Here is a 2,809-nt window from a genome sequence, read left to right as displayed (position 1 = left end):
AATCGCGGCAGAGCGAGAGTTCCGCCGCGGTCGGCTGGTACTCCTGACCGGTCGAACGCGCCAGGTCCCAGCCGTGGACGAGTAGTTCGTTCAGCGCGACCACGCCGGCCTGGTCGGCGGGGAGGGTCACGCCACCCACCTGGGTCATGCCGGTCCAGGCGGCCGGTTCCCGCCAGGCGGCGACCAGTTCGTCCAGCGCCTTCGGCAACTCGGCCCGCCAGGCGCCCTCGTCGTCGATGTCCGGTGCGGCCGTGAAGGGCGGGGTCGAGGTCGCGGCGCCCAACTCCTTGTGAGCCGCGGCGCGGAAGGCGTGGCTCAGGCCGATGACGTGGCCGAGGAGGTTGCGCACCGCCAGGTCGGGACAGGGCGTCGGCGCGCCGAGTCGATCGTCGCCGATGCGCTCGGCGATCGCCGCGACCCGGGCCGCGGTCGGCGCCAGGTCCGCCATCCGCACTGCGTCGTCCGTCATGGGTGACTCCCTTGTTGCTGTCCGCGCACGCGCTCCGCACGGCACGGTCCGATGTCTCCTCCAGGGCAGACCGCCCGGCCCCGCGAAACTCATCGGTCCGCCCCGCCACGTCCCGGACATGCCGCCGCCCCGGGTGCCGGACGAAGGGTCCGTGGCCCCGGGGCGGGGTGCCCAGCGGGCGGGTGCCGAGCGTGCACCAGGTCGTACGCCCGTCGCTTCAGCTCTGGTACGGGTTCGCGCCCTGCGGCGGCACCGGCTGACCGGCCGGCGGCGCCGGCTGCGGCGCGGCGGCGACCTGCGCCTGGAGCTGCTCGGCCTGCTCCTTCGGCACCGCCGTCTGCGCACCGCAGAAGGTGCACTGCGTGGAGTACTTGGAGCTGATCGGGAACAGCGGGATGAAGAACAGCGTGAACTTCATGACCCGCCTGCGCAGCGCGTGGGCGGACGGGTTGTTGCACCGCCCGCACAGCAGCGTGATCATCGCCAGCTGGTAGATGTAGCTTCTGGTACCCCAAATGATCATGGTGGTTCGCCTTCCCCCTGGAGTTCCCGCCCCTGCGACGGTCTCGGTGTCAAGGAGCACAGTGTGCCGCACCCGGCCGAGGTAAAGGCAGCCGGGCGGGGGAATTCACGACCCGGGTGCCGGAGCCGTACGTCGACGGCGCCGCGGGGCAAGCCGCTTGCGGTCAGGCCGCCGCGGGTCGGACTGCCTGCGGGCCAGGCCGTCGCGGGCCGGGCCACCGCTGGTCAGGCCCGGCCGCCGGGGAGGGGCGGACGGGGCGCACCGGGCTCGGTGGTGGCGTAGAGGGCCACCGCCAACGGCCGTACGCTGGCCAGCCGGTGCTCGCTCTCGCCGGGCACCAACGGCAACTCACCGATCAGGTCCCGCTCCAGCAGCGGCTCGGCCGCGTGAATCCGCGACCGTACCGTCTTGGCCGCGATCCCCAGCGACGCGGCGGCCGGCTCGTACCGGCAGCCGTGCCGCACCCACTCCCGTACGGTGCGCAGCAGATCGCGGCGGTCGTCGGCGAGCGGCCGCAGCGCCTTCTCCGCCCAGGCCCGCAGCGCGGGTTCGGAGAGCAGGGTGTGCAGGTCGGGCACGACGCCTGCGTCCGCGTCGCGCCCGGCGCGGTCGGCGGTCCCGTACCGCGCCACGATCTGCGCGGCCAGCGACAGCACCACCCGGTCGAGGATGGCGTCCTGGTCGAGCCCGACCGCGTCGAACACCTGCCGGACCCGGCGCGTCACGGTGTTGCGGTGCACCCCGATCACCCGCGCGGTCGCGGACATCTCGAACTCGACGGCCATGGCGGTGGTTTCGAGGATCTGCCCGCCGCCGCGCGGCATCGCCAGCACCGGCCGCAGCAGGTGGGTGGCCCAGGCGAGCGCGGTGTCGGGGGCGAGCACGTCGACGATGCCGGTGCTGCGGGTGGCCATGGCGACCCGGTCGGGGTTGCGGCCGGCCCGGGTCAGGCAGTCGAGCGCCTCGCCGTACGCGTCGGGGACGGCGTCCAGCGGGTGGGCGAGGCTGCCGCCGAGCAGCACGCGGGCGTCGGCGAAGGTGTCCATCAGCCGGTGCAGGCCCTCCTCCGCCCGGGCGCCGGTGCGATGCGGTGCGAGGAAGATCAGGTGTCGCTGGTAGGCGGGGCAGCGGATGGCCAACGCCTGCTCGGCGAGGGCGCGTTCGGCCTCGGCGAGCACGGTTTCGCGGCCGGCCCGGGCGCAGTCGAGGATGAACACCCGCGCGGTGTCGCTGTCCATCAACGAGCCCTCGATGCCCGCCACGACGCGCTGCGCGGCCACGGCGTGCCCGGTCATGAAGAGTTGGAACGCGGACAGCCGCACCCCGCGCAGCGCGTCGCCGACCGCCCCGTTCGTGCGCCGCTCGCGCAGCCCCGCCACGGCCAGCCGGAGCGCCTTGGCCGTATACGCGACCAGGACCTGATCGGGCGCGGGTTCCGCGGTGGCGACCACGAGCAGGGCGTCGCCGGCCGGGGAGAGCATGACGGTCTGCGCGAAGCCGCCCCCCGCGGCGGGCTGCCGGGTGCCCGGGGGCGTGCCGAGCAGCGGGGTGAGTGCGGCGGCGGCGCTCGCGGGTACGGCGGCGAGCACCTCCTCGCCGGCGTGCACCAGCACCTGCGCGTCGAGCGCCTCGGCGAGGTAGCCGGCTAACTTCCTTACGGTCGCCCGCTCGTCGGCGCCGGGCACCGGCAACCGGTCGAGCAGCCCGGCCAGTCGTGCGTGCCCCCGTCGTACCTCGCGGGCACCCAACGCCGAGACGCGCGGGGCCAGTTCGCGCCAGGCGGCGACCGGGTGCGGGCCGATCAGCAGCGGCACGCC

General features: G+C 74.8%; 3 protein-coding genes. All 3 read right to left on the bottom strand.

The genetic code is table 11. From position 1 onward, the window contains the following. Nucleotides 1–469: TIGR03086 family metal-binding protein (locus tag AC13HU_RS35165; protein ID WP_483046058.1), on the bottom strand; the 469-nt coding region annotated here is incomplete at its 3' end. Nucleotides 470–686: 217 nt separating this feature from the next. Continuing rightward, the gene (locus tag AC13HU_RS35160; RefSeq protein ID WP_483046057.1) at nucleotides 687–992 is read right to left on the bottom strand and encodes a zinc-ribbon domain-containing protein; all 306 of its coding nucleotides are present in this window, start codon (nucleotides 990–992) and stop codon (nucleotides 687–689) included. Nucleotides 993–1,216: 224 nt separating this feature from the next. Beyond that, the coding region (locus AC13HU_RS35155; protein ID WP_483046056.1) for a helix-turn-helix domain-containing protein at nucleotides 1,217–2,809 on the bottom strand (1,593 nt) is incomplete at its 5' end.

The sequence above is a fragment of the Streptomyces sp. NH27 genome, from assembly GCF_056859195.1.
Note: the sequence above shows the minus strand (reverse complement) of the source record. Positions and strands in the feature narration are given on the sequence as shown.

What these genes read in the sequence shown, in the direction of transcription:
- AC13HU_RS35160 (WP_483046057.1), bottom strand. Translation starts at nt 992, where the DNA reads ATGATCATTTGGGGTACCAGAAGCTACATCTACCAGCTGGCGATGATC.